The following is a 235-nucleotide window of genomic DNA, read 5'->3' on the forward strand; positions in this document are numbered from 1 at the left end:
CAGTGTCAGGTAGGTAGTTTGACTGGGGCGGTCGCCTCCCAAAAAGTAACGGAGGCGCCCAAAGGTTCCCTCAGAATGGTTGGAAATCATTCGCAGAGTGTAAAGGCACAAGGGAGCTTGACTGCGAGACAGACAGGTCGAGCAGGGACGAAAGTCGGGCTTAGTGATCCGGCGGTACCGTATGGAAGGGCCGTCGCTCAACGGATAAAAGCTACCCTGGGGATAACAGGCTTAT

Annotated in this window: 1 rRNA gene; it reads left to right on the top strand. The window is 54.9% G+C overall.

Features of this window, described 5'->3' with window-relative positions:
* Nucleotides 1-235: ribosomal RNA gene (locus tag CES79_RS12625) — 23S ribosomal RNA — on the top strand; the annotation flags it as partial.

Origin of the sequence: Secundilactobacillus silagei JCM 19001 (genome assembly GCF_002217945.1) — a bacterium.
Lineage (GTDB): Bacteria > Bacillota > Bacilli > Lactobacillales > Lactobacillaceae > Secundilactobacillus > Secundilactobacillus silagei.